This is a genomic window from Paenibacillus sp. MAEPY2 (assembly GCF_000499205.1).
Taxonomy (GTDB): domain Bacteria; phylum Bacillota; class Bacilli; order Paenibacillales; family Paenibacillaceae; genus Paenibacillus; species Paenibacillus vandeheii.
Genome location: NZ_AWUK01000021.1, coordinates 65,344 through 85,693, shown reverse-complemented (window position 1 = coordinate 85,693; position 20,350 = coordinate 65,344). Strand labels below are relative to the sequence as shown.

General features: G+C 48.7%; 16 protein-coding genes and 2 pseudogenes. 15 read left to right on the top strand and 3 right to left on the bottom strand.

Going from position 1 to position 20,350, the window contains the following annotated elements; all coding sequences use genetic code 11:
- Nucleotides 1-212 precede the first annotated feature (212 nt).
- The 6 genes from P364_RS0117590 to P364_RS0117565 all read left to right on the top strand — a co-directional run bounded on the left by P364_RS0117590 (nt 213) and on the right by P364_RS0117565 (nt 7,655).
- The gene (locus P364_RS0117590; RefSeq protein ID WP_024631399.1) at nt 213-971 is read left to right on the top strand and encodes a DeoR/GlpR family DNA-binding transcription regulator; all 759 of its coding nucleotides are present in this window, start codon (nt 213-215) and stop codon (nt 969-971) included.
- 83 nt (nt 972-1,054) lie between these two features.
- Entirely contained in the window at nt 1,055-1,807 is a 753-nt protein-coding gene (gene kduD / locus P364_RS0117585; protein ID WP_024631398.1) for a 2-dehydro-3-deoxy-D-gluconate 5-dehydrogenase KduD, read from the top strand.
- A gap of 35 nt (nt 1,808-1,842) precedes the next feature.
- Nucleotides 1,843-2,688, top strand: a complete 846-nt coding sequence (locus P364_RS0117580) for a sugar phosphate isomerase/epimerase family protein (RefSeq protein ID WP_024631397.1) — start codon at nt 1,843-1,845, stop codon at nt 2,686-2,688.
- A gap of 249 nt (nt 2,689-2,937) precedes the next feature.
- Nucleotides 2,938-4,245, top strand: a complete 1,308-nt coding sequence (locus tag P364_RS0117575) for a homocysteine synthase (protein ID WP_024631396.1) — start codon at nt 2,938-2,940, stop codon at nt 4,243-4,245.
- Nucleotides 4,246-4,583: 338 nt separating this feature from the next.
- Nucleotides 4,584-6,596: a heavy metal translocating P-type ATPase gene (locus P364_RS0117570; protein ID WP_024631395.1), complete on the top strand. Its 2,013-nt coding sequence runs from the start codon at nt 4,584-4,586 to the stop codon at nt 6,594-6,596.
- Nucleotides 6,597-6,839: 243 nt separating this feature from the next.
- Entirely contained in the window at nt 6,840-7,655 is an 816-nt protein-coding gene (locus P364_RS0117565) for an alpha/beta fold hydrolase (RefSeq protein WP_024631394.1), read from the top strand.
- A 147-nt stretch (nt 7,656-7,802) separates the two neighbouring features.
- On the opposite strand, the gene P364_RS0117560 is transcribed toward P364_RS0117565, so the two are convergent.
- Nucleotides 7,803-8,534: a ZIP family metal transporter gene (locus P364_RS0117560; RefSeq protein ID WP_024631393.1), complete on the bottom strand. Its 732-nt coding sequence runs from the start codon at nt 8,532-8,534 to the stop codon at nt 7,803-7,805.
- Nucleotides 8,535-8,787: 253 nt separating this feature from the next.
- Here P364_RS0117560 and trxB point away from each other — a divergent pair, with 253 nt between their 5' ends.
- Together trxB and P364_RS0117550 are read left to right on the top strand one after the other, a co-directional pair.
- Nucleotides 8,788-9,729 (top strand): thioredoxin-disulfide reductase, encoded by a 942-nt coding sequence (gene trxB / locus P364_RS0117555; RefSeq protein ID WP_024631392.1) that lies wholly within the window; start codon nt 8,788-8,790, stop codon nt 9,727-9,729.
- 57 nt (nt 9,730-9,786) lie between these two features.
- Entirely contained in the window at nt 9,787-10,017 is a 231-nt protein-coding gene (locus tag P364_RS0117550) for a glutaredoxin family protein (RefSeq protein WP_024631391.1), read from the top strand.
- 271 nt (nt 10,018-10,288) lie between these two features.
- On the opposite strand, the gene P364_RS0117545 is transcribed toward P364_RS0117550, so the two are convergent.
- Entirely contained in the window at nt 10,289-10,486 is a 198-nt protein-coding gene (locus P364_RS0117545; protein ID WP_024631390.1) for a hypothetical protein, read from the bottom strand.
- Nucleotides 10,487-10,631: 145 nt separating this feature from the next.
- Nucleotides 10,632-11,798: an ROK family protein gene (locus P364_RS0117540; RefSeq protein WP_024631389.1), complete on the bottom strand. Its 1,167-nt coding sequence runs from the start codon at nt 11,796-11,798 to the stop codon at nt 10,632-10,634.
- Nucleotides 11,799-11,998: 200 nt separating this feature from the next.
- Here P364_RS0117540 and xylA point away from each other — a divergent pair, with 200 nt between their 5' ends.
- From xylA to P364_RS0117505, 7 genes and pseudogenes are all read left to right on the top strand, one after another.
- On the top strand, nt 11,999-13,315 hold the full coding sequence (gene xylA, locus P364_RS0117535) for a xylose isomerase (RefSeq protein ID WP_024631388.1): 1,317 nt from the start codon (nt 11,999-12,001) through the stop codon (nt 13,313-13,315).
- A gap of 422 nt (nt 13,316-13,737) precedes the next feature.
- Nucleotides 13,738-15,231, top strand: coding sequence for a xylulokinase (gene xylB / locus P364_RS0117530; RefSeq protein WP_024631387.1), 1,494 nt, complete (start codon nt 13,738-13,740; stop codon nt 15,229-15,231).
- 309 nt (nt 15,232-15,540) lie between these two features.
- Nucleotides 15,541-16,257 (top strand): glycosyltransferase family 2 protein, encoded by a 717-nt coding sequence (locus P364_RS0117520; protein WP_024631386.1) that lies wholly within the window; start codon nt 15,541-15,543, stop codon nt 16,255-16,257.
- A pseudogene (locus tag P364_RS38750) lies at nt 16,181-16,747 on the top strand (hypothetical protein); the annotation flags it as partial. The gene P364_RS0117520 and the pseudogene P364_RS38750, both read left to right, overlap by 77 nt.
- 423 nt (nt 16,748-17,170) lie before the next feature.
- Nucleotides 17,171-18,241, top strand: a complete 1,071-nt coding sequence (locus tag P364_RS38745) for a glycosyltransferase (RefSeq protein WP_029881061.1) — start codon at nt 17,171-17,173, stop codon at nt 18,239-18,241.
- 290 nt (nt 18,242-18,531) lie between these two features.
- A pseudogene (locus P364_RS35430) lies at nt 18,532-19,164 on the top strand (bifunctional 4-hydroxy-2-oxoglutarate aldolase/2-dehydro-3-deoxy-phosphogluconate aldolase).
- Nucleotides 19,165-19,325: 161 nt separating this feature from the next.
- Entirely contained in the window at nt 19,326-20,276 is a 951-nt protein-coding gene (locus P364_RS0117505) for an alpha/beta hydrolase (protein ID WP_024631384.1), read from the top strand.
- Nucleotides 20,277-20,350: the final 74 nt, after the last annotated feature.

Here is a 20,350-nt window from a genome sequence, read left to right as displayed (position 1 = left end):
CAGAAAGGACCTGAAGAAGCGAAGCTAAAAGCTTTCTGGAAAGAAAGCTGCTTAGGAAGCATAAGCTTGCCTTTATCACCGGATTTTCCCCTTGAAGAAGGGGATCAAAAAAATCTGGGGATAAGAGCGATCGGAAGGTTTTCTGTACCCGAAGTGTTACGTGTTAAACTTGTTATTCACCCTAATAAAGATGTATAGGAAGTTGATCTGTGATGAATCCATTGAAAAGACATGAAAAAATTATGGAGGCTCTGCTGGAACGGCAGGAAGTCACCGTCAGTGATCTGAGTGAGCTGCTGCAGGTGACGGGCAAAACCGTACGGGAGGATCTCGATAAGCTGGAAGGCATGGGATTGCTCGTACGTGTCCATGGAGGGGCGATGCTGGCTCAGAACGATCAGTATGGCATCCTTACAAGTCGCGGGGCTACGGAAAAGCATCATTCGGAGAAAACGGAGATTGCCGAGCGAGCCCTTGCGTATATCCGCCCAGGAGATATTGTTGCGTTGGACGGCGGAAGCACCACACTGGAGATGGCGAAGCGCCTGGACAATCAACCCATTACTGTGGTTACCAATGATCTGTTCATCATTGCGGAGCTGACCAAAAAGGAACAGGTGCGGCTGGTTGTGCCCGGCGGAGCGAGAGTGCGCAATATGCTGGTGGGAGACGATACGGCGGCCTTCATTTCCGGACTTAACATTCATAAAGCGTTTATCTCAACGACGGCACTTCATCCGGAATTTGGACTTTCTATATATACAGGAGATCTGGTTCCACTGAAAAAAGCAATGATTTCTGCTTCTCAGCAGGTCTATGGCGTCGTGGATCATTATAAATTTGGACAATTTGCCCTTCGGACCTTTGCACACTGTTCGGAGCTGGATTGCATCATCAGCGACAGTCTCCTGGATGAGGAAACAGCAGCCCTATACAGGCAAAATGGCATCGAAGTGGATTATCAGAGCTGACCTTCAGTTCCACAGTGGTTACGTGACTGCCGAAGCTGAAGAACAGGGTTTATATACCAATTAAGCATGCGGAGGAATCATTCATGAACCCATTTGATTTAAGCGGACAAGTTGCACTTGTCACTGGTACATCGGGAGGACTGGGGCAAGGAATGGCGATTGGCCTTGCTGAAGCCGGGGCAGATGTTGTGCTGGTGTCTTACTCCAATCCATCGGAAACAGCGCGTGCCATTGAAACTCTCGGACGTAAAGCCTATGTGATTGAAGCTGATTTGAGCCGTGAGGATGAACTGACCGGGGTGTTTGAGAAGGCCTTAGCCTTTCAGGGAAGAATCGATATCCTGGTCAACAATGCGGGGATTATTCGTCGCACGCCTGCAGCTGACCACGGACAACAGGATTGGCATGATGTCATTGGTCTTAACCTGAATACGGTATTTTTCCTGAGCCAATTGGCAGGCAGACATATGATTGAACGCGGGAGCGGCAAAATCATCAACATTGCATCCATGCTGTCCTATCAGGGCGGAATTAACGTACCGGGATACACGGCCAGTAAACATGGGGTAGCCGGTTTAACGAAAGCACTCGCGAATGAGTGGGCAGGTAAAGGCGTTCAGATTAACGGGATTGCACCAGGCTATATGGAAACAGACAATACGACTCAGATTCGCGCCGATGAAAATCGTTACCGTGACATCACGGCACGGATTCCGGCTGGTCGCTGGGGAACACCTGAGGATCTGAAAGGACCGGTGGTATTCCTGGCATCGGCGGCTTCGGATTATTTGAATGGTCACGTACTGAATGTGGATGGCGGCTGGATGGCTCGTTAAACCTGCGAGCGTCTGATTGCAAAGGAGGCAGTGACATGAAACTTGGTATTCTTGCGCATACGTTTGGCAAGCAGCCTACAGCACAGCTTGCACAGACCATCGCGGATAACGGATTTAATTCGGTACAGCTGGCATTAGCCAAGGCTTTGTCGGATGTGGATTCAGCCAATGGCAAGCTGAGCCCTGGACTGGCGAATGAGATCGGCGATCAATTCGCACAGCGCGGGGTCAAGATTGCAGTACTGGGTTGCTACATTAACCCGATTGATCCTGATCCGGTGGCCCGTCGTGCAGACATGGATCGATTCAAGGAGCATCTGCGCTATGCCCGGGATTTTGGTTGCAGCATGGTGGCAACGGAGACCGGCGGCCTGGATACGTATCGCGATACTCATCCAGATGGATATGAAGAAAAGGCGTGGTCGGTACTGCGGGAGACGGTAGAGGAGCTGGCGGAAGAGGCAGAAAAGTGGGGCGTTCATGCGGCGATTGAGCCAGTGTCAACCCATACGCTGCATACGCGTGAACATATGATCCGCCTGTTTGAAGAAATTCCTTCATCCAATCTGGGCATGCTGTTCGATCCGTGTAATCTGATCAAACAGCCGCATGTGGCTGACCAGTCTGCATTCCTGCGTGAAGTGATGGAATCCCTGTATCAGCGCATCATTGTCATTCACGCCAAAGACGTGGCTTTCAATGCGCAAGGGGAGAAGTTCAATCCTGTGCCCGGCGAGGGCATTTTGGATTATCCGTTATTTTTTGAACTGTTAAAGACCTATAAACCACACATCGATATTTCATTAGAAGGGGTAACGGCGGAAGAAGCTGTTCCAGCGGCCAAGCATTTACGTGAGATATGGAGTGGGGTTCGGGTATAAACGGTAATGAGTGGGACATCAGTCCAGCAGGTGATAGTTGCAAAAAAATCCGGAAAACCTTTGCTCCTGCAAAGGTTTTTTTGGTATAGCGTTCGTAAGCTATCCATAATTAACATTTCTCATCGGAAAAATCGGAAATAATTCTTTTCAAAAGCGACATCTTGTGAGAGAATATGGAAAACATACGCCACCATGCCATGACATCTAGGGATTTGCCAAACCGTATAAGTTAAGGGAGGAAACAGATTTATGTCAAACGAACGTGAGCTTTCATTTGAAACATTGGCAATTCATGCAGGCCAGGAGATTGATCCGACCACCCATGCCCGTGCTGTACCGTTGTACCAAACAACATCCTACGGATTCCGTGATACGGAGCATGCAGCCAATCTGTTTGGATTGAAAGAGTTTGGCAACATCTATACACGTCTGATGAATCCGACCACGGATGTGTTCGAACAACGTATCGCTGCGCTTGAGGGAGGCGCTGGTGCTTTGGCTACTGCTTCCGGTCAGGCAGCGATTACGTTCTCCCTCTTAAACATCGCAGGTGCCGGAGATGAGATTGTTTCCGCAGCAAGTCTGTATGGGGGAACGTACAATCTGTTCTCAACCACACTACCGAAACTTGGCCTGGATGTAAAGTTTGTAGATTCCAGCGATCCTGAAAATTTCCGGGCGGCGATTACGGATAAGACCAAAGCATTGTACGCTGAAACGATCGGTAATCCGCAAGGCAACGTACTGGACATTGAAGCCGTGGCAGCTATCGCTCATGAACATGGCATTCCTTTGATTGTGGACAACACATTCCCAAGTCCATATCTGCTTCGTCCAATCGAGCATGGAGCTGATATTGTCGTTCATTCGGCCACCAAGTTTATTGGCGGTCACGGTACATCCATTGGTGGTGTTATTGTTGACAGCGGCAAATTCGATTGGAAAGCGAGTGGTAAGTTCCCGGGACTGACAGAACCGGATTCCAGCTACCATGGCGTGGTGTATACGGAAGCCGTTGGACCGATTGCATATATTATCAAAGCTCGTGTGCAATTGCTGCGTGACTTTGGTGCTACGATCTCACCTTTCAATTCATGGTTGCTCATTCAAGGGTTGGAGACACTGCATCTGCGTGTAGAACGTCATAGCAGCAACGCATTGGCTGTGGCACAATATCTGGAGAAGCATGAGGATGTGGAATGGGTCAGCTACGCTGGTCTGCCAAGTCACCCTTCCTATGAGCTGGCACAGAAGTATTTGCCGAAAGGCCAGGGAGCCATTCTGACCTTTGGTATCAAAGGCGGCGTGGACGCGGGTCGCAAATTAATTGAGAGTGTCAAACTGTTCTCTCACCTTGCTAACGTGGGTGACTCCAAGTCATTGATTATCCACCCGGCAAGTACGACGCACCAACAGCTGACAGAAGATGAACAGACCGCAGCAGGTGTTAATCCGGAGCTGATTCGTTTATCTGTGGGTACAGAGAATATTCAAGATATTCTTTACGATCTGGAGCAAGCCATTAAGGCAAGTCAGCAATCAAGCGTTAGTGTTTAATTCATAACGTTAATAAATTAAATTCACACGGGCCGCTTGTCCTTATGGACGAGTGGCTTTTTTTATTTTATACCGAAGGTGGGGAATACCCATTTACAAATGCAAAGCACAGGCATATAATAAAGAAAAAGTTGTATTGGGTAAAAATAATTGCATAAGTACAAAAATGATTATCATTCTCATTTGATTGCCATGCTGCTGCGGGATTCCCGCAGCAGCATGTGCCATTTTTAGGGCATTAACAATGGCTCTCATTCTCAATACGACAACATTTCAGGGAACATGGCTGCATTAAAATGCAGTCCACAACCCCATATTCAGAAAGGATAGTGATTCATATGCAAGCGGTACACCAACCCGTTCAAACGAAAGCAAAAGCAGAACAACGTTCAGCGAATACACCCGGTCCAGGCCGGGGACGCAAACCGGACTTTCGGGCCATGCTGCGCAACAAGGAAATGCAAGCTGCTCTGGGCAGTGGGCTTTTGATGCTCATCGCGTGGGCAACAGCATCGTGGTCCGACCCCTTATCTGTAGTGTTATATATTGTTGCTTATGCGATAGGTGGATGGACCAAGGCCAAAGAAGGCATAGAGACATTGGTCAAGGATCGTGACCTCGATGTGAATCTGCTTATGATTGCAGCATCGCTCGGAGCGGCAGCCATTGGCTACTGGAATGAAGGTGCCATGCTGATCTTTATTTTCGCGTTAAGTGGTGCACTGGAAAGTTATGCAACGGAGCGCAGTCACAAGGATATTTCTTCGCTGCTGGCGCTCAAACCGGAAACGGCGCTGCGGATTGAGGACGGGAACATGAATCTAGTATCCATTGAAGATTTGCAGCCTGGCGATCTGTTATTGGTCAAACCAGGCGAGTTAGTTCCGGCAGATGGCGTGGTGTTTCGTGGGAGCTCTTTTATCAATCAGGCCTCGATTACAGGAGAATCCTTACCGGTGGATAAAGCCGCTGGTGACGAAGTATTTGCAGGTACTGTGAATGGCGAAGGTGCTCTGTATGTGGAGGTAACTAAATCCGCTGAAGGATCGTTGTTTGGCAAAATCATTAAACTGGTGGAAGAGGCGCAGACGGAAGTTCCAGATTCCCAACGCTTTATTGTACGATTCGAGGGGATATACGCCCGTATTGTGGTCGCTGTAACGTTGTTGGTCATTGGGGGAATGCCGTTATTGCTTGGCTGGACATGGAATGACGCATTTTACAAAGCCATGGTCTTTCTGGTGGTGGCTTCACCTTGTGCACTGGTCTCTTCCATAATGCCGGTCATGTTATCAGCCATGTCCAGCAGTGCGCGTCGCGGTATTCTGTTCAAGGGTGGTGCTCATGTGGAGAACATGGCCCAGACCCGGGTGGTTGCTTTTGATAAAACGGGGACGTTGACGATGGGCACACCACAGGTAACAGACATTGTAACCGCAGAAGGCTATGACCGGGCACAGCTGCTAGGTGCGATAGCCGCCATTGAGAACCTTTCGATGCATCCGCTGGCTCGTGCCATTGTGGAACAAGCGACCAAAGAGGACATCGTACACCCGATTGCCGAACAGGTCCAGGCTCTGACAGGCTGGGGAATTGAGGGAAACATAGACGGTGTTCTCTGGAAAATTGGCAAAACGGACGTCATTGATTCAATGGGGTCGGAGAATGTGATATACGGAAACGACAATCAGAATGGATTAGGCGGGCAAGCGGTGAAAGACTCTTCTGTATGGAAGGATATTCGCTCCCGTCTGGAGGGAGAAGGCAAAACGGTGTCGGTTGTAACAGCGAACGGGGAATTGGCAGGACTAATTGCGTTGAGGGATACGGTTCGGCCACAAGCGACCGCCGCGGTGAAGAGGCTGGAAGCCATGGGCGTGAAAGTAGCGATGTTGACAGGCGACCGCCCTGAATCAGCAGCAGTGATCGCTCGTGCAACAGGCGTGAGCCTGGTATATGCAGGTTTGCTGCCCGAAGATAAAGTGAAACAGGTGCATTTGCTTCGTGAACAGTATGGGCAAGTGTTGATGGTTGGGGATGGCGTAAATGATGCACCTGCACTTGCGGCGGCAACGGTTGGTATGGGCATGGGTGTATCGGGTAGTGGCACGGCATTGGAAGTGGCGGATGTGGTGCTGATGAATGACAATATTGAAGAGATCGCCTGGGTGATCAGGCAGGCTCGCCGGGCACAGCGGACGGTGAAGCAGAATATGTTTTTTGCCATTACGGTTATTCTTACGCTGATTGCGGGCAATTTTCTGCAGGACGTTGCATTGCCATTGGGTGTGGTAGGCCATGAAGGCAGCACAATTCTGGTTATTCTGAACGGGTTGAGATTGCTGCGCTAATGAGAAGAGATAAGAAGAAGTTTACGTCTGGGACGTTGCTTCCTCCATTGAATGAAGCTTAATTCAGCGTTTGAACCTCAAGTCAATGGGTAATGATTCGTAGAGACGAGTCCAGATGGGCGTACTGAATGGAACCAGACTTATAGAGCGTTTATTCTATTGAAGATTAACCATATAAAATTTTAACCGTACAGACTGGCCGTATGCCGCTGTAACAATATGACGATGAGGGAGCTGTGCAATATGGGGCGTTACGTACAAGTGGAACCGAATGTGAGTATATATGTTGAAGATATTGGCGAAGGAACACCGGTTATCTTTTTGCACGGCTGGCCCGTCAATTATAAAATGTTCGAGTATCAATTAAATGTATTGCCGAATCAGGGTATTCGTGCGATTGCCATCGATTTCAGAGGTTACGGCAAATCGGATAAGCCTTCGACAGGGTATGATTATGACCGCATGGCGGACGATGTTCGTGCCGTGATTGATGACCTGCAACTGACGGACGCTGTACTTGCAGGCTTCTCCATGGGTGGAGCGATTGCCGTGCATTATATGGCCCGCCATGCGGGACATGGTGTATCCAAGCTGGCGCTATTGTCAGCAGCGGCACCGGTGTTCACACAGCGCGAAGGTTATCCGTATGGATTGCCTCCGGCGAAGCTGACCGAGCAGATTATCGAGCCGATCTTCGCAGATCGTCCGAAGCTGTTGGAGACGTTTGGAGGTATGTTTTTCGCGAAGCAGCACAGCCAGCCGTTCATGGATTGGTTCCACGCTTTGGGCATGGAAGCCTCATCTTACGGCACGATTAACAGCGCAATTGCCCTACGAGATGAGGATTTGCGCGGGGATCTGAGTTCGATTCAGGTGCCAACAGCCATTTTGCACGGGAAAAAGGATGAGATTTGTCCGTTTGAGTTCGCCGAAGAGATGCATAAAGGCATTGCCGGTTCTCAATTGATTGCTTTTGAGGAGAGCGGTCACGGGGCATTCTATGATGAACTGGAAAAATTCAATGCCGAATTGATTCGATTTATCAAATCCGGATTGTAATGGTCAACCGACCTTTACAGATCGTTCCAACGATTTCATTCAATCTTCATTTGTGAACAAAAAAAGAACCTGGAAGTTCAGCGAGCCGCTGTCCTTTCAGGTTTTTTTGCCGTCCATCGTTGTGTTTATGTGAGGGCTGTTCCTTCATTAGAAAAGTTCAGTCAGGCCAATCATCGTGATCAGTCCGAGCAAAAAGGAAACCGTTGCTGCCCGCGCATTGCCATCGCCATGGCTTTCGGGAATCAGTTCCTTGTACACGATGAACATCATTGCACCCGCTGCAAAGGCAAGACCATAAGGGACCAGACCGGATACCAGACTACTGAGTGTGTAACCAATCATGGCTGTAACAATCTCCACTGCACCCGTCAGCGTGGCGATGCCGAGCGCCTTGAAGCGACTGATGTTCTGATTGACAAGGAAAAGGGCAACCAGGAATCCTTCCGGTGCATTCTGCAATCCAATGGAAAAGGCTATCAGATTGCCAAGTCCTGCGTCACTGCTCGCGTAGCTGACACCTACTGATAGCCCTTCGGGCAGGTTATGCATGGTGATGGCTGCAATGATCATGAAGGCTTTGGCTTCAATTTTGAAAGGCATCTTCTCGGGATTTTCAAGATCCACATGTGGAATCTTCATCTCAAGCACAAGCAGGACCATGCTGCCGAGCATAATACCGAGGGCTAGTACGAACAGATTGGATTGCCCGAGCGCTTCCGGAATGAGATTGTACACCGAGGCAGAGGTCATAATGCCTGCTGCGTAAGCAAGCAAAATATCACGCAGACGGTGGGTTACTTTGCGCATAAATAGAATAGGTATGGCCCCAAGGCCGGTAGACATGGCTGAGATAAAGCTGCCAATGAGTGCATCGTTCATGCTTCCATTTTCCCTCCTGATGAAGACTTCTTCATAATCGCTGCCGAGCATTGACACCGTACATAAAAGCGCTCATAATGAACAACAGATTAGAATGATTATAAATTAGAATTCCGTTTCTGCATAGGTTAATTGTCATAATAGGCAGGTCAAGTGGACATGATCTAGGCTTTTGTTCTAGTGTATGCAAAAGCAATTGCTTTTGATGCCGGAGAGCCTGACCTTTTTGCAGAACCCGGGGGAGGAACTATACATGTATAAATCAATTATTATTGGAACAGGCCCTGCAGGGCTGACAGCAGCAATCTATCTGGCACGTGCCAACTTGAATCCACTCGTTATTGAAGGACCGCAACCTGGTGGCCAACTGACAACAACAACCGAAGTGGAGAACTTCCCAGGTTTCCCTGACGGCATCATGGGTCCTGAACTGATGGACAATATGCGCAAACAAGCAGAACGCTTCGGTGCAGAATTCCGTACAGGCTGGGTAAACAACATCGATATGAGCGAGCGTCCATTCAAGGTTCAGGTTGAAGGCATGGGTGAGCTTGTATCGGAAACCTTGATCCTGTCTACAGGTGCTTCTGCTAAATACCTCGGTATTCCTGGCGAAGAAACGAATGTGGGCCGTGGTGTCAGCACTTGTGCGACATGTGACGGATTCTTCTTCCGCAACAAAGAAATCATCGTTATTGGCGGTGGCGACTCCGCGCTGGAGGAAGCGAGCTTCCTGTCCCGTTTCGGTTCCAAAGTAACCCTGGTACACCGTCGTGAAGAATTGCGTGGTTCCAAAATCATGCAGGATCGTGCACGCAGCAACGAGAAAGTGGAGATGGCATTGAACCGTACCCCTCTTGAAGTGCTGGCTGGCGACAACGGCGTAACTGGATTGAAAGTACTGAACAACGAAACAGGTGTAGAAGAAATCATTCCGGCTAGTGGTGTATTCGTAGCGATTGGTCACACACCAAACACTGGATTCCTGGGCGGACAGATCACAACCGATGAGCACGGTTATATTCTGACTACACCGGGAACATCCGAGACGAATATCCCAGGCGTATTTGCTTGTGGTGACGTACAGGATACCCGTTACAAACAAGCGATTACAGCAGCAGGTAGTGGATGTATGGCTGCGATGGATACAGAGAAATATATTGAAAGCTTGGAGCACAGCGCAGTAGTCCTGTAAGGGAAGAACTGTATATATCAATAGATTAGTCTATAAAAAAATATGAGGTGAATAAACATGGAGAACGTAATTGTATACACATCAACCAACTGCCCAAACTGCAAATCGGTAAAAAGCTTCTTGGCTGACAAAGGCATCTCTTATGAAGAGCGCAATATCGAGACAAGCGACGAGTTCGCTCAACAAGTATGGGATATGGGCGTACGTGCCGTGCCTCTGACTGTTATTGGTGAACACCGCATTCTGGGTATGAACAAAACCCAATTTGCCAAAGCGCTGGACGCTTAATTTACCCTCATAGGGTAAGTTCAAGTCACATGGAGCTATTCCGGTTCGCGCGAGCCGTTTGAATATATATTGGGGGAGCCTTGGTCCAGATCTGGACTAAGGCTTCTTTTATTTGAATTAGGTAGTTCATCACACTGAATGGTCTAGTGAAATTCAACCCGTCTGTATGATGAAAAATCCCCTTCCATTAGCTACAACAGAGTGCATGTTTCATGAACTTCTGTTTGTGGCTGTGAAAGGGGATTTGACGTTAAAACCATACCTATTTTATCTAAAAAAAGATACTCATAATGGTCTGAAATACAACATACACCAGTACGCCTGACAGCATGTACATGAAACCAGCCTTCTTTTTGCTCTGAAACAATCGAAGTATGCCAAGGCTGAACAGCGGCGCAAGCACGATCAGGAACAGGAGTACGGTGACAAACATTTGCGCCGAGATATCTGAAGTATCCACGTAGGTCACGAATTTTCACTCCGTTTCGTTATCGGAATTAACACAGCGACATTCATGCCGCGATGACAAAAATCACATAACCCTATTATACCTCTGGATTTCTTTAACAAAAAGGGAGGAAATGGGGCAAAATGATGTCAATTTTCATCGATTATTAGACGGAAACTCTTATTTTGCCTAAAAATTGGGAAATGGCTGAGTAAGCGGCACCAACACGTGTGGACCGACTACCCAAGGCTGCCCATTCAATCTGCAAACTGCGGCGATGATAGGGCAACGTACGCTCCTCCACCACTTGTTTGAGCGCCGTTTCAATCCATGGTCTTGCTTCAGAAAGAGGACCACCGATAATGATACGCTCCGGGTTGAAGCTGTTGACAATATTGGTAATGCCCACGCCTAGTTTACGACCGATTTCTTGGTACAGCTTCAATACATCTTCATGGCCTTGCTGTGCATAATCAATTAATTCCCGTGTAGTATGTGCTGGCAAAATCAACTGATGATCGGGGTGCTCATAAGCTTTCTCCGAAGCATATAACTCCCAGCAGCCACGATTGCCACAGGAGCAAGGTCTGCCCTCTGCTTCAATGGACATATGGCCTGTTTCTCCCGCATATCCCCAGGCTCCTTTGTACAGCTCGCCATCCACCATAATGCCTGAACCAATCCCGATGCCTGCGCTGATATAAATCAGATGACGTACTCCGATGCCTGCACCAAAATTTAATTCTCCATGCGCACCTGCATTGGCTTCATTATCGATTGTCACTGGCAGTTCGAATGCTTCTTCCAGCATGGCCCGCAGGGGGACCTTCTCCCACCCCAGGTTGGGTGCAAACAGCACCGTTCCATCTTCGTCCACCATACCCGGCACTCCAATACCCATGCCGATCACGCCATGAGGGGAGGGAGGGGCCGCATGTATCAGATGTTCTGCGGCAAGCTTCAACTGTTCAAATACAGAGGACACATCATGATGTTCCAGCTTAACGGCGTACTCTGTGATAATATGACCTTCCAGATCAGTAAGCACACCCTTTAAGTGGGTCACGCTGAGCTCCAAACCTACGGCATATCCCGCTGTACCACGAAATAGCAGCATCAAAGGTTTGCGTCCACCGCTGGATTCCCCAGGCCCAATCTCCTGCAAGAGTTCATCATTGATCAGATCGGCAACCAGATTGGATACCGTGGCTTTATTCAGTCCTGTAATTTCGGATACCCGAGCACGGGAGAGGGGGGCATGACGACGAATCGTATCCAGGACGATCGACTTGTTTATTTTTTTGACCAGCATCTGGTCTCCGGTAATTTTCATATCCATAAGGCACTCCTATTCTTCTATAAAAGGGTTCAGACCCGTTATCCGTAAACAAGCTATTCGACTATTATAGCGTAAACAAACGCGCAAAAAACATTTTTATTTTTACTTTGTTTAACCAATAGACAAAGTATAACCGATGTGATAGGATAACGTTGTAAACGATTACTTTTAAAACTATTGAGGAGGCATTCTACATGGCCTATTTTGAATCCGTTAATAAAATTGCATTTGAAGGTAAAGATTCCACGAATCCATTTGCTTTTAAACATTATAATCCGGAAGAAGTTGTCGCTGGGAAATCAATGGAAGAGCACTTCCGTTTCGGCATGGCTTACTGGCATACATTAACAGCGGGCGGTAGTGACCCGTTTGGTGCGGAAACTGCTGTTCGTTCTTGGGATAAATACTCCGGTCTGGACCTCGCGAAAGTACGCGTGGAAGCGGCATTTGAATTTTTGGAAAAAATGAATCTCCCGTTCTTCTGTTTCCACGATGTAGACATCGCACCAGAAGGCAACAGCCTGCGTGAGTTCTACAGCAACATCGATACAATCGTAGACCTGATTGAAGGTCACATGAAATCCAGCGGCAAAAAACTGCTCTGGAACACAGCGAACATGTTCTCCAACCCGCGCTTTATGTTTGGTGCAGCTTCCACTTGCAACGCAGACGTGTACGCTCATGCTGCAGCGCAAATCAAGAAAGGTCTGGAAGTGGGTAAACGTCTGGGCGCAGAAAACTATGTGTTCTGGGGCGGTCGTGAAGGTTATGACACTTTGCTCAACACAGACATGCAGCTGGAGCAAGACAACATTGCCCGCATGTTCCACATGGCAGTAGACTACGCGAAAGAAATTGGCTTTGATGCGCAATTCCTGATCGAGCCTAAACCGAAAGAGCCAACCAAACACCAATATGACTATGATGCAGCAACTTCCATTGCATTCCTGCAAAAATACGGTTTGGACAAACATTTCAAACTGAACCTGGAAGCTAACCATGCTACACTGGCTGGTCACACCTTCGATCACGAGATCCGCGTTGCCCGCACAAACGGCATGCTTGGTTCCCTCGATGCCAACCAAGGCGACATGCTGATCGGTTGGGATACGGATGAATTCCCGGTGGATATGTACGATGCTACATTGACGATGTATGAAGTATTGAAAAACGGCGGTATCGGCCGTGGTGGTGTGAACTTCGACGCCAAAGTACGTCGTGGTTCCTTCGAAGCAGACGATCTGTTCCTGGCACACATCGCAGGTATGGACACGTATGCTAAAGGTCTGAAAGTGGCAGCGAAATTGATTGAAGATCGCGTATTCGATGACTTCATCGAAAAACGTTACAGCAGCTTCAGCGAAGGTATCGGTGCAGATGTGGTTGCGGGTAAAGCAACACTGGCTTCCCTTGCAGAGTACGCGCTGAACAACGAAAGCCCACGCAAAAACCAATCCGGACGTCAGGAATTGCTGAGAGCGAAACTCAACCAATACATCCTGGCTGACTAATAGAAGTCAAGCAAAATGCAGGATGAAGGGATATCAGCCTACCTGAGAAGAATACTCGGGTGTGGCTGAAACAGATCTTCGCCTGCACTGTGCGGGACCAGCTTGTACCACGGAACGCCTGAACAAGCATGACATTCGGACCGTCCCCGACTTTCCCATGGGAAGACGGGGACGGTTTTTTGATTAAACAAACTAAACGGTTTTTAAATTTTTGATATAAATGAATTATTTGCATGCAGAACGAAGTGAGCAGAAAGGACCCGAGGAAGCGAAGCGGTCGCATTTATCCCCGGATTTCAACCTTGCTAAAGGGGATAAAGGAAATCCGGGGGTAACGGCGATCCGAGGGTTTTCTGATCACGGAGTGACTTCATGCTAAACAAGCTTCATTTATACAACCATGAAAGAAACGAGGGATATCCATGAGTTACGTAATTGGTGTCGATCTCGGAACAAGCGCAGTTAAAACTGTGCTGGTTAACCGTGATGGGAAAGTAGCGTTTGAAGCATCCGAGGCTTATCCGTTGTACCAGCCCAAGGCTGGATACAGTGAACAAAATCCCGAGGATTGGGTAGAGCAGACGATTGTTTCGCTACGCAAATTGCTGGAAGTGTCCGGTGTACAGCCTTCGGAAATCGAAGGACTGAGCTTCTCCGGGCAGATGCATGGATTGGTGCTGGTGGACGCCGAGGGCAAACCGCTGCGTAATGCCATTCTGTGGAACGATACGCGGACAACCGCTCAGTGCCGTCGCATCGAGAAAGTACTGGATGGCAAACTGCTGAGCATCGCTCGTAACCGTGCGCTGGAAGGATTCACCTTGCCGAAAATCCTTTGGGTACAGGAGAACGAGCCGGAATTGCTGCAACAAGCGGCCCTGTTTCTGTTGCCGAAGGACTATGTGCGATATCGCCTGACAGGTGATTATGCCATGGATTATTCGGATGCAGCGGGCACATTGCTGCTGGACGTTGCAGGCAAGCAGTGGAGCACAGAGATCTCGGAAGCTTTTGAACTGCCGGTATCCTTGTGCCCACGTCTTGTAGAGTCATTTGAGGAAGTGGGCACATTGCTGCCTGAGATTGCGGATCAAACAGGACTTGCAGCGGCAACCAAAGTATTTGCAGGTGGTGCGGACAATGCATGCGGAGCCATTGGCGCAGGCATTCTGAGTGAAGGACAGACGATGTGCAGCATCGGAACGTCCGGGGTTGTGCTTTCCTATGAAGAGCGCAAGGATCTCGATTTCGAAGGCAAAGTGCACTTTTTTAACCACGGCGAGAAAGATGCCTTCTATATTATGGGGGTAACCCTTGCGGCTGGGTACAGCCTGTCCTGGTTCAAAGATACATTTGCTGTTGACAAATCATTCGATGTACTCTTGCAGGGCATTGATGCGATTCCTGCTGGAAGCAACGGATTGCTGTTCACGCCTTATATCGTTGGTGAGCGCACGCCGCATCCAGATGCAAACATTCGCGGCAGCTTTATCGGCATGGATGCCGGACATAAGTTGGAGCATTTTGGACGTGCTGTGATGGAGGGCATTACGTTCTCGCTGCGTGAGTCCATCGATATTTTGCGTAATGCTGGCAAAACGGTCAATGAAGTGATCTCCATTGGTGGAGGCGCCAAAAATGAAGCATGGCTGCAAATGCAGGCCGATGTTTTCAATGCAACTATTGTGAAATTGGAAAGTGAACAGGGACCAGCAATGGGCGCGGCGATGCTGGCAGCTTATGGCTGTGGCTGGTTCCCATCCTTGCAGGAATGTGCGGCGGCGTTCATTCGTCCAGCCAAATCCTATGCCCCAAATCCGGAAACGGTTGCCGTATATGATGGACTGTTTGCATTGTATCAGGATGTATATGGGCAAACACGCAGCCTGAATGATCGACTGGCAGCATATCGTTGATTATTCAGACTTTTTCCAGATCGACATCTCACCAGATCGACATCTCAATAGATCATTAAATATTAAACCAATGAAATAGTTTATTAGGGAGGCACCTGCCGAAGCGGGTGCCTTTTTTGTTGTTGCTCGTGAAGAGGCACATATCATATGCTCAAGTTTCTTAAACGTCATGAAAGGTCTCCATGCCAGACATAACCCTCTTCCAGACGTGCATAGATTAGATATTGAGCTTAACAGGGGTTCAGCCAAATTAAACAGCCATATCACATCAGTTATAACGCGTGACAGACTCAGCCTGGAGGTGGGGATTTGGAAGATTGTGAAGGAACCACGAGGCCGCATGTCACCTTGTCCATGATTGTCCGCAATGAGGAACACAGGTATCTCAGACAGGCGTTGGAGACTCACCGGCCGTGGATTGATCGTGCGGTGATTATTGACGACGGCAGTACGGATAATACCGTTGCTTTATGCCAGGAAATGCTGGAGGGTATTCCCCTTACGTTGATTGTGAACCCGGCCTCCCTGTTTGCAGATGAGGTGAGTTTACGCAAGCAGCAGTGGGAGACCACGGTGGCTACCGGACCGGAATGGATTTTGAACCTGGACGCGGATGAAATTCTGACGACCGATTTTGGCATTGTTCGGAATCAACTGTTGGGTGGGACCGAGGACGCCATTTATTTCAGGTTGTTTGATATGTGGAGCGAGACGCATTACCGGGATGACGAATATTGGCAGGCTCATGCGTATTATCGGCCATTTCTGGTGCGATACCGCCCGGAATGGAGCTATGAATGGAAGGAAACCCCGCAGCACTGCGGCCGTTTTCCACTAACTATTCAGCATTTTGCCTATGGATGCCACTCCCCTCGGGTGAAGCATTATGGCTGGGCACGTGCAGAGGACCGAATTCGTAAATACGAGCGTTACCAGGCATTGGACCCGGATGCGAGGTATGGCTGGAAGGAACAGTACGAATCTATTTTGGATACAGAGCCAAGACTCCTGCAATGGTCGGAATAAGGGAAGGAGGACAATCCATTTGAAGAAGGAAAAAGAAAAAGGTAAAGAAGAGCCAAAGGAAAAGATTCTTATCGCAAGTCCTGTTCGGCAGACGGCTGCGGTACTCCGTGAATTTCTTCAGTCCCTGGAATCGCTTGAGCGAAAGACGGTAACGACAGACTATCTGTTTGTGAACGACAATGAAGAGGAAGCAGCATCCAATATGCTCCGTGAGTTTGTACTCCAGCATGAAGGGAGCCTTATCGATGCAGATGTGAAGGAAACGGATGCCAATCAGGGGAAAGGAATATACAACAAGGACGAGGGTGGGCATTATTGGCGGGACGAACAGATCTGGCGGGTAGCAGGTTTGAAAAATCGTATATTGGCCTATGCCCGTGATCAGCAGTACGATGCTGTATTTCTGATTGATTCCGATCTCGTCCTGCACCCTCGGACATTGGAACAACTCGTATCCAGCGGGAAGGAAATTGTCTCCAATATCTTTTGGACACGATGGCAGCCGGGCACAAGGGAAATGCCGCAAGTCTGGTTGCAGGATGAGTACGCGCTATTCCGCAAGAGAGGTAAACCTGTTACAGGGGCGGAAGTGGAGGACGAGAGTACACAAACGGATACGTTTCTGAGGCAATTGCGTACACCGGGTTGTTATGAAGTGGGAGGACTTGGCGCGTGCACCCTTATTCGCAGGAACGTTCTGGCGGCCGGGGTTTCCTATGACCAGATTCCCAATGTATCTTTCTGGGGGGAAGATCGCCATTTTTGCATTCGTGCTCAGGCACTGGGCTTCCGTTTATACGTGGACACCCATTTTCCGGCCTATCACATCTATCGACTATCGGAATTGCCTGGAGTAGCTGCTTTTAATCGCAGAGCTATACGCGGAGAGGAATCGATCAGTATTTCGCTGTGTATGATTGTCAAAAATGAAGAGGCTTCCCTCGCCAGATGTTTGGACTCGGTTAACGGAATCGCTGACGAGATTGTGATCGTGGATACAGGTTCCACGGACCAGACACGCCAGACTGCAGCTCGTTATACGGAACGCATCATCGATTTTGAATGGGTGGATGATTTTGCGGCAGCAAGGAACTTTGCCTTTGAACAGGCAACAAGTGAATATATATTATGGCTGGATGCAGATGATGTGTTTGAACCGGACGACAGGTTGAAGCTTATTGAACTGAAGCGTTCCCTGGACCCTGCTGTGGACAGTGTCACAATGGATTATCATCTGTCCTTTACGGCGGAGGGTAAGGTGGCATACCGTCTGCGGCGGAACCGACTGGTGCGCCGGGATCGGAATTATCGCTGGATTGGTGCAGTACATGAATATCTGGAAGTGGCCGGTCATCTGCTGCATAGTGATGTGGCTGTCACGCATAAGAAGGATAAGGAATACACGGATCGCAATCTAAAGATTTATCGCAAACGCGAACAGGCAGGGGAGGAATTCTCCCCGCGTGACTTATATTATTTTGGCAATGAACTGAAAGACCACGGGCATTTTGAGGATGCAGTGAACTACTACGGGAAATTCCTGGACACCGGGCTGGGATGGGTGGAGGATCAGATTGCAGCATGCCAGAAGATAGCGGATTGCGAGGCAGCACTTGAACATTCAGAAAAGGAAGTCTCGGCATTGCTGAGGTCCTTTGCCTTTGATTTGCCGAGGGCAGAGATTTGCTGCCGATTGGGTGGATATTTTGCAGACCGTACGGATTATCGCAAAGCATTATACTGGTATGAACAGGCTACCCGCGCCATACGCCCGACGGATCCGATGGTCGTATTGAACGAAGCTGCTTGGACATGGATGCCGCATCTACAATTGTGTGTATGTTATGACCGGATGGGCAATCGGGCAAAAGCCAAAGAGCATAATGATATTGCTTTGATGTATCATCCGACACATCCCAGCATGTTGTACAATGATAAGTATTTTAAGGATCTGGAGAAGGATAGTGTGCTGGAAAAGGCTTAGAGTTTATATGTAAATTCAAGGTTAGTTGAAAATGATCTAATGGATATGTAGAACATAGAACCTCTCTAACGGAATGGATGGTGTGGTTTACACCCTGTTCCTTGGAGAGGTTTTTTCGTTTTCTTTTCACTGTAAAAACCGGAGACTTTGATGCACTCTCTCTCACAAGAAATTGGATCAAATGATTTCATCCAGGGGACGATATGCTTTACAATAGTGACTAACGGAAAAGCGGTGATAACGAATACTTGTCTTCGGCTGCCGAATCTATGAAACAAGGGGAAGTTGGCATGAATCTGACGGAAGTATTATTAGAATCGAGACTGGTAGCCATTGTTCGTGGTATTAGCAGGGAATCTGCTCAGGCAGCAGGGCAGGGGATGACAGATGGGGGAATCCGTCTGATGGAAGTGACGCTAAACACAGCGGGTGCACACGATATTATTGCAGATTGGCGCGAATGACATGAGGGTAAGGCTTATATTGGAGCAGGTACGGTACTGAATGTGCAGATGGCAAAAGAAGCCGTTGCAGCGGGTGCCCAATTTCTCGTGTCTCCGAATGTCGATCTTTCTGTTATTGAATATGCTGTAGAACATGGAGTGGAGATCTGGCCCGGGGCGATGACGCCAACGGAGATTGTGGCTGCATATGAAGCAGGAGCCAAAGTGGTGAAGCTGTTCCCAATGGCCAGTCTAGGCATTCCATATCTACGTGAAATCAAGGCTCCACTGAATCATATTCCGCTGCTTGCAACAGGAGGAGCCACTCTGGATAACATTACAGATTATTATGCTGCGGGTGCAGCAGCAGTGGGCCTTGGAAGTGCACTTCTGCCACGAGAAGCACTTGCAGCAGGGAATGATGAGCAGATTGCTGCTTGCACACGTGCATTTGTGGACATAGCGAAAATCGAAGATTGAAACAGAAAACCAACCGAACGGAAGTGGACCAGACTCATCGGGATATATGTAAGGAGAGATTCTGTATCCATAGATAATATAAGAAGTGATGTGGATTAACGTCCTGTTGATCTTGATGCCGTATGATGGAGTTAGCCAGAAAACGGAGAGGAGTGACACCAGTGAAAGCTAAAACGATGATTGGCGGGATGATTGCTGTTGCCGCGGTAACTGCGGGTGGTTTATGGAAGGCAGCCGTAAATAGCCAGACCCCCAAAAAGATTCCGATTACGCTCACACCGCCCATGCCATTTGAGGATATAACCTTCGAGAGCGGAGGCAGGAGAGTTCATGGCTGGTTCATTCCGGCCGGAGCTCATGTCCCGAAGCCTTGGCCGTTGGTTATTATTGCACATGGTTGGGGCTCCAACCGATCACGTGTCCTCCGTTATGCACGTCCCATTTGGGAAGCAGGTTATGCTCTCTTTATGTACGATGTTCGAAGCCATGGAGCCAGCGATCCGGTTAAAGCGGCTTCAGCTTACCTGTTCCGCGACGATCTGCTGTCAGCCTTGCGATATACATCGTCACGGCCGGAAATTGATTCTGCGGCGATCGGTGTGCTTGGACACTCCTTGGGCGGTTTAGGGACGATCCTTGCTGTGACGGAGGGCATTCCTGTATCCGCGGTGATTACAGACTCCATGCCATCCCAATTCGAGGTTATCGTCAGTGCGGAGCTGAGACGGCGTCGTCTGCCTTTATTTCCGCTGGCCCAGCTGATTCCGCGAATCTGGTTCTGGCGGCTTGGTGAATCTCTGAAAACGTATCGCCAGCGCGATCCCGTGATGCTGCTGAATGAACGGCGCAAGGGAATGCAGCTGCCGATGCTTATGGTACATTCCAAAGGGGATAACTTTATTCCACCAAGCGAACTTGAATATTTTATGTCCAAAGCGGATCCGCCTGTGGAGCATCTATGGGTCAATAGCGGAGGGCATAGCTGCTCAGAAGAAGATCCTGCGTTCTGGAATACGGTGATTCCGTTTTTGAAAAATCATGTACAGGTGCAGGCTCAGTCCAACGAATCTGTTCTACCGAATGTCAATATAGAGAAAATTCAGCCTATTTAATACTCCGGCTGATCGTTGAAACGCCAACCTGGTTGGCGTTTTTTGCTTTTTCTATACAATATGCAGAAATTCAC